Raw genomic sequence first — 6,042 nt, 5'->3', positions numbered from 1 at the left:
TGCCGGAGCAGCGGCGCGAGGTCACCACCCCCGCCGGGCCGGCGGCGAGCCGACCCGCCGGCCCGTCATGACGTACGCCGGGCGTTGCTGACAGAATTGCCGTCATGTCCGACGTTCCCGCCCGCCCGCGCGTCTTCTCCGGCATCCAGCCGACGGCCGACTCGTTCCACCTCGGCAACTACCTCGGCGCGGTGCGGCACTGGGTGGCGCTGCAGGAGACCCACGACGCGTTCTACTGCGTGGTCGACCTGCACGCGATCACCGCGGGGCACGACCCGGCCGTGCTGAAGCAGCGCTCCCGGGTGGCCGCCGCGCAGCTCTTCGCGGTCGGGATCGACCCGGAGCGCAGCACCCTCTTCGTCCAGTCGCAGGTACCCGAGCACTCGCAGCTGGCCTGGGTGCTCGGCTGCATCACCGGCTTCGGCGAGGCCAGCCGGATGACGCAGTTCAAGGACAAGTCGCAGAAGCAGGGCAGCGAGCGGGCCAGCGTCGGCCTCTTCACGTACCCGATCCTGCAGGCCGCCGACATCCTGCTCTACCAGGCCAACGCGGTGCCCGTCGGCGAGGACCAGCGCCAGCACCTGGAGCTCTCCCGCGACCTGGCGCAGCGGTTCAACTCGCTGTTCGGCCCGACCTTCACGGTGCCCGCCCCGCACATCGTCAAGGACACCGCGAAGATCACCGACCTGCAGGACCCGACGGCGAAGATGTCCAAGTCGTCGTCCTCGCCGGCCGGCATCATCGACCTGCTGGAGGAGCCGGCCCGCTCGGCCAAGAAGATCCGCTCCGCGGTCACCGACACCGGCCGCGAGATCGTCTTCGACACCGAGACCAAGCCGGGCATCTCCAACCTGCTGACCATCTACTCGGCGCTCTCCGGCCGGAGCATCGACGACCTGGTCGTCGCGTACGCCGGCAAGGGCTACGGCGACCTGAAGAAGGACCTCGGCGAGGTAGTCCGGGAGTTCGTCACCCCGATCCAGGAGCGCACCCGCGCCTACCTCGAGACCCGGCGCAGCTCGACAAGCTGCTCGCCGCCGGCGCCGAGAAGGCCCGCGCGGTGGCCGCGCCGACGCTGCGCGCCGCGTACGACCGGATCGGGTTCTTCCCCCCGGTCCGCTTCGAGTAGCGGCTCCGGGCCGACGGGTACGGGTGGAGGGGTGGCGCGGAGCGTGGATCGCAGGGACGGGGCGCCGGTGGACGGCGGCACCATCCAGATCGGGATCGCGGTGGACGTCCCGGAGCCGTGGGGCGGCATGCTCACCCGACGCCGGGCCGAGTCCGGCGACCCGCAGGTGGTTCCGGCGCACGTGACGCTGCTCGGGCCCACCGAGATCCCGGTGGCGGCGCTGCCGGCGGTCGAGGAGCACCTGAGCCGGGTGGCCGCCCGGCACCTGCCGTTCACCCTGCACCTGCGGGGCACGGGCACGTTCCGGCCGGTGACCCAGGTGGTGTTCGTGACGGTGGCCGCCGGGATCAGCGAGTGCGAGCTGCTCGCCGCCGCCATCAACGCCGCACCCGAGCTGCACCGGGAGGCCCGCTTCCCGTACCACCCGCACGTCACCGTCGCGCAGGACGTCGCCCCCGAGGCGCTGGACCGGGCGTACGAGGACCTGGCCGACTTCTCGGCCATGTTCGAGGTGGACTCGTTCACGCTCTTCTCGCACAGCGGTGCGACCCGGTGGCAACCCCGCCGGGACTTCCGGCTCGGCGGCTGACCGGGCCGGTGGCCACAGGCCCGCCCCGCGGCGGGAGATCGGCGAGGATGACGTGGTGGACGCGTGGGGCCGGCTGACGGGCGGAATCGACCGCCGGTTCACCACGGCCCGGCACCGGTGGCCCCGCTTCGACCACCTCTGGCGCGCCATCGACCTCTACGGGAACGTGCTGGGCGGGCGGCTGGCCGCGGCGATCGCCTACTACGGCTTCTTCGCCGTCTTCGCGCTCGCCCTGGTGGCGTACTCGATCTTCGGGGCGATCCTGGAGGACAACGACGAGGTCAGCGACGCCGCGGCCGACTTCCTGCGGGGGAACCTGCCGTTCCTCGACCCCGGGCAGATCGCCGAGAGCAGCAACACCGTCGGAGTGATCGGCCTGGTCATCCTGGTCTTCACCGGGATCGGCTGGGTGGAGGCGATCCGCTCCTCGCAGCGGCTGATGTACGGCTTCAACCAGCAGCCCGGCAACCTGGTGGTGCGCCGCCTGGTCGACCTGGGTGTGCTGGTGCTGGTCTTCGTGATGCTCGGCCTCTCGGTGGCGGCCGTCGACGCCCTGGAGTCCCTGCTGCGCTTCCTGCTGCGGTCCACCGGCTCGGTCGGGCTGACCACGGTCAGCGCGGCGCTCAGCGTGGTGGTCAACGCGGTGCTGGCGACCGCGCTGCTGGTGGCGGTGCCCCGGCTGCGGATGAGTCGCCGGCGGCTGCGGCCGGTGGTGCTGATCGTCGCGGTGGGCATCACGCTGCTCAACACCGTCGGGCGCTACTACGTGGTGCGCACCGAGCGGAACCCGGCGTACACGGTGGTGGCCAGCGCGGTCGGGTTGCTGCTCTACCTGTACCTGCTCAACCAGCTGGTGCTCTTCGGCGCGGCGCTCGCCGCGACCAGCCGGCACGGGCGAGTGGTCGACCTCTCCGACGGGCCCGCCCCGGCGGACCTCGACGTCGAGACGGACCCGGACACCGATCCGGGGACCCCGGGAGGGGCGGGCTGACGTGCTGATCGAGATCGACCCGGGCTCGGCGGTGCCCCCGTACGAGCAGGTGCGTGGGCAGTTGGCCGCGATGGTCGGCGACGGGCGGCTGCCGGTGGGCACCCGGCTGCCGCCGGTGCGCCAGTTCGCCGCCGAGCTGGGGCTGGCGGCGAACACCGTGGCGCGGGCGTACCGGGAGCTGGAGGCGGCCGGGCTGCTGGAGACCCGGGGGCGGCACGGGACGTACGTCGCGCCGGGCCGCGACGACGCGACCGACCGGTTGCAGCGGGCGGCGGCCCGGTACGCCGACGAGGCGGTGCGGCTGGGGGTACCGCCGGATCGGGCACTCGCCCTGGTCCGGGCCGCTCTCGACGCCGCCCGCCCGGGCTGAGTCGACGGACGAACAGGTCAGGAAACCGACCCATGCGCGAACCGGCAGTTGTCGCAAATGCCACTCACCTTTCTGCCGTGACCGGCCATGATGAGCGCGTGGGCGCACTCGTGACGTTGGACCTGCCGGACGACTCGCCGATGCTCGGCCTGCCGTGGATCATCACGTTCGGCCCGCTCGGCGACCCCGCCGAGTGGGAGCCGGTGGTCTGCGGCCCGTACGAGCGCCCGCACGCCCTGGCCCTGGCCGAGGCGGTGGTGGCCGAGGAGCAGCTGATGGCGGTGGTCGAGCCGCTGGTGCCGGCGTTGTCGGCCGAGGAGGTGCGCGGGGAGATCGCCGCGGCGCAGATCGCCGCCGAGGACGAGGCGGCCCGGATCGACGAGTCCGACCTCTACGGGGACTTCGAGGACGTGATCGACGAGGAGCTGGAGCAGGCGGCCGCGCGGGCGGAGCACCCGGTCGCGCCGCAGCCGGCACCCAGCGAGGACGAGCTGCGGGCCGGCTTCGAGCGGATCTCCGAGCTGCTGCGGCGCAAGGGCCGCTGACCGGTCAGCGGGGCGGGCCGTCCAGCACGCAGAACTCGTTGCCCTCCGGGTCGGCCAGCACGACGAAGCCCTCGTCACCGGACTGGCCGACGTCGGCGCGCCGGGCGCCCAGCGTGAGCAGCCGCCGTACCTCCGCCCCCGGGTCGGCGTCGGCGACCAGGTCCAGGTGCAGCCGGTTCTTGCCCCGCTTGGGGGTGCCGGAGGCCTGGAGCCAGACCGTCGGGGCGCCGGCCGGTCGGTCGGGGGTGGGGTAGAGCTTGGCGTTGCCGTCGTCACCGCGCTCCACCCGATAGCCGAGCGCCGCCGACCAGAAGCCGGCCATCAGGTCCAGGTCGGTGACGTCGAGGGTGTACTGCGCGACGTGCAGCGCCATCGGACACCTCCGGGGGTTTCCGCACCCGGTACCCGCCGTGCGCGGGATCGACACGTGGCGCGAGGCCCTGCCCGAACGGACACCGGCGCCCCGGGGAACTCCCCGAGGCGCCGGTGCCACCTCACCCCCCACCACAAGGGGTCGGCAGGCCCAGTCGCCCGTCGGCGCGGGGCACAACGGACGACCAGGTCAATGGCGGGTTACCCGGCTCAGCGCCGTTCGAACCACGCAGCTGCGTCCACCGGCAGGAGATGACCCGATCCCTGCTCGGTGAGGTCCTCGCTTGCGACGAGCGGCCGGCCGTACCCCTCGACGAGGGCCGGCGCGCCGCTGATGTTGACCACGCAGGTCAGCGTGGTCCCGCCGCCGGTGCGGCTGAAGGCGAGCATGCCGGGACCGCCCTCCAGCCAGGTCACCCCGCCGGTCGTGCCGGCCAGCGCCCGGTGCTCGTGCCGGATCCGCAGCGCGGCGCGGTACAGCTCCAGGGTGGAGCCGGCGACGCCGGTCTGGGCGGCCACCGAGAGCGCACGCCAGGTCGCCGGGGCCGGCAGCCAGCTCAGCTCGCTGCCCACCGGGCCGAAGCCGTACGGGGCCAGCTCGCCGCTCCACGGGATCGGCACCCGGCAACCGTCGCGGCTCTCCCCGGTACGCAGGAACGCCGGATCCTGGCGCAGCTCGTCGGGGAGGTCCAGCACCTCCGGCAGGCCCAGCTCCTCGCCCTGGTAGACGTAGGCGCAGCCGGGCAGGGCCAGCATCAGCAGGGCGGCGGCCCGGGCCCGGCGCAGGCCGACCTCGCCGTCGCCGTACCGGGTGACGTGCCGCTGCCGGTCGTGGTTGGACAGCACCCAGGTGGTCGGGGCGCCGACGATGGTGGACTCGGCCAGCGCGGTGTCGATGACCTTGCGGAACGAGTCGGCCGACCAGGTGGCGTCGAGGAAGTCGAAGCTGAACGCCTGGTGCAGCTCGTCCGGGCCGATGTAGCGGGCCAGCCGCTGCGGGGTCTCCGCCCACGCCTCGGCCACCGCCATCCGGCCGCCCGGGTAGCTGTCCAGGATCGGCCGCCAGGCGCGGTAGATCTCGTGCACCTCGTCCTGGTCGAAGTAGGGCAGGCGGCCCTTGCCGAGCAGTTCGGACTGGCGCTGGCCGGTGGTCATCGAGCTGAAGCCGACGTCCGGCAGCCCCTCGGCCTTGATCATCCCGTGCGCCACGTCGATCCGGAACCCGTCGACGCCGCGGTCCAGCCAGAAGCGGAGCACGTCCTCGAACTCGGCGCGCACCCGCGGGTGCCGCCAGTTCAGGTCGGGCTGGGCCGGGTCGAACAGGTGCAGGTACCACTGGCCGTCCGGCACCCGGGTCCAGGCCGGGCCGCCGAAGATGCTCTCCCAGTCGTTCGGGGGCAGCTCGCCGTGCTCGCCCCTGCCGTCGGCGAAGAGGTAGAGCTCCCGCTCCGGCGAGCCCGGGGCGGCGGCCAGCGCGGCCTGGAACCAGGGGTGCGCGCTGGAGGTGTGGTTGGGCACCAGGTCGACGATGATCCGCAGCCCGAGGGCGTGCGCGTCGGTGATCATCGCGTCGAAGTCGGTGAGCGTGCCGAACAGCGGGTCGACATCGCGGTAGTCGGCGACGTCGTAGCCGGCGTCGACCTGCGGCGAGGTGTAGAAGGGGGTCAGCCAGAGCGCGTCGACCCCGAGGTCGCGCAGGTACGGCAGCCGCTCCCGGATGCCCCGGAGGTCACCGACACCGTCGCCGTCGGCGTCGGCGAAGCTGCGAACGTAGACCTGGTAGACGACCGCGGACCGCCACCAGTCGGCGTCGGCGGCCGGCGGTGCCGGGTTGGTGGCGTCGGTCATCGGTGACGATCCCCGTTCTGTTGCTCGGGACGGCGAGCACCCGCGCGCGGGTGGGTGGTGGGCGCGGATGTCAGTGCAGAATGCCGCCCGGTTGCTGCAAGAGTCAAGCATTCCTTGCGCAAGAAATGATGGCTCGCAGCCTCCGGCCGGCTGGACGACCCCGGGTGGCCGTCCCAGCGGGCGGGACGGTGCCGGGAC

Annotated in this window: 6 protein-coding genes and 1 pseudogene; 5 read left to right on the top strand and 2 right to left on the bottom strand. The window is 73.1% G+C overall.

Annotated features, from left to right (window positions below):
- The first annotated feature begins 104 nt into the window (after positions 1 to 104).
- The 5 genes and pseudogenes from trpS (at position 105) to JNW89_RS24980 (ending at position 3,624) form a co-directional block, all read left to right on the top strand.
- A pseudogene (gene trpS, locus JNW89_RS25000) lies at positions 105 to 1,129 on the top strand (tryptophan--tRNA ligase).
- Positions 1,130 to 1,160: 31 nt separating this feature from the next.
- Entirely contained in the window at positions 1,161 to 1,718 is a 558-nt protein-coding gene (locus JNW89_RS24995) for a 2'-5' RNA ligase family protein (RefSeq protein WP_154939720.1), read from the top strand.
- 55 nt (positions 1,719 to 1,773) lie between these two features.
- A complete protein-coding gene (locus JNW89_RS24990) occupies positions 1,774 to 2,709 on the top strand; it encodes a YihY/virulence factor BrkB family protein (protein WP_375155134.1) in 936 nt (311 codons plus the stop codon).
- A gap of 1 nt (position 2,710) precedes the next feature.
- On the top strand, positions 2,711 to 3,079 hold the full coding sequence (locus JNW89_RS24985; protein WP_154939716.1) for a GntR family transcriptional regulator: 369 nt from the start codon (positions 2,711 to 2,713) through the stop codon (positions 3,077 to 3,079).
- Positions 3,080 to 3,177: 98 nt separating this feature from the next.
- Positions 3,178 to 3,624 (top strand): hypothetical protein, encoded by a 447-nt coding sequence (locus JNW89_RS24980; RefSeq protein ID WP_210775092.1) that lies wholly within the window; start codon positions 3,178 to 3,180, stop codon positions 3,622 to 3,624.
- A 4-nt stretch (positions 3,625 to 3,628) separates the two neighbouring features.
- Here JNW89_RS24980 and JNW89_RS24975 read toward each other — a convergent pair whose 3' ends face one another.
- Positions 3,629 to 3,997, bottom strand: a complete 369-nt coding sequence (locus tag JNW89_RS24975) for a VOC family protein (RefSeq protein WP_238450741.1) — start codon at positions 3,995 to 3,997, stop codon at positions 3,629 to 3,631.
- A 209-nt stretch (positions 3,998 to 4,206) separates the two neighbouring features.
- The gene (locus tag JNW89_RS24970) at positions 4,207 to 5,844 is read right to left on the bottom strand and encodes a glycoside hydrolase family 13 protein (protein WP_238450740.1); all 1,638 of its coding nucleotides are present in this window, start codon (positions 5,842 to 5,844) and stop codon (positions 4,207 to 4,209) included.
- Positions 5,845 to 6,042: the final 198 nt, after the last annotated feature.

It is taken from the genome of Micromonospora sp. 4G55, assembly GCF_016803375.1.
The sequence above is the reverse complement of the archived record's forward strand: the minus strand, read 5'-3'. Positions and strand labels throughout refer to the sequence as shown.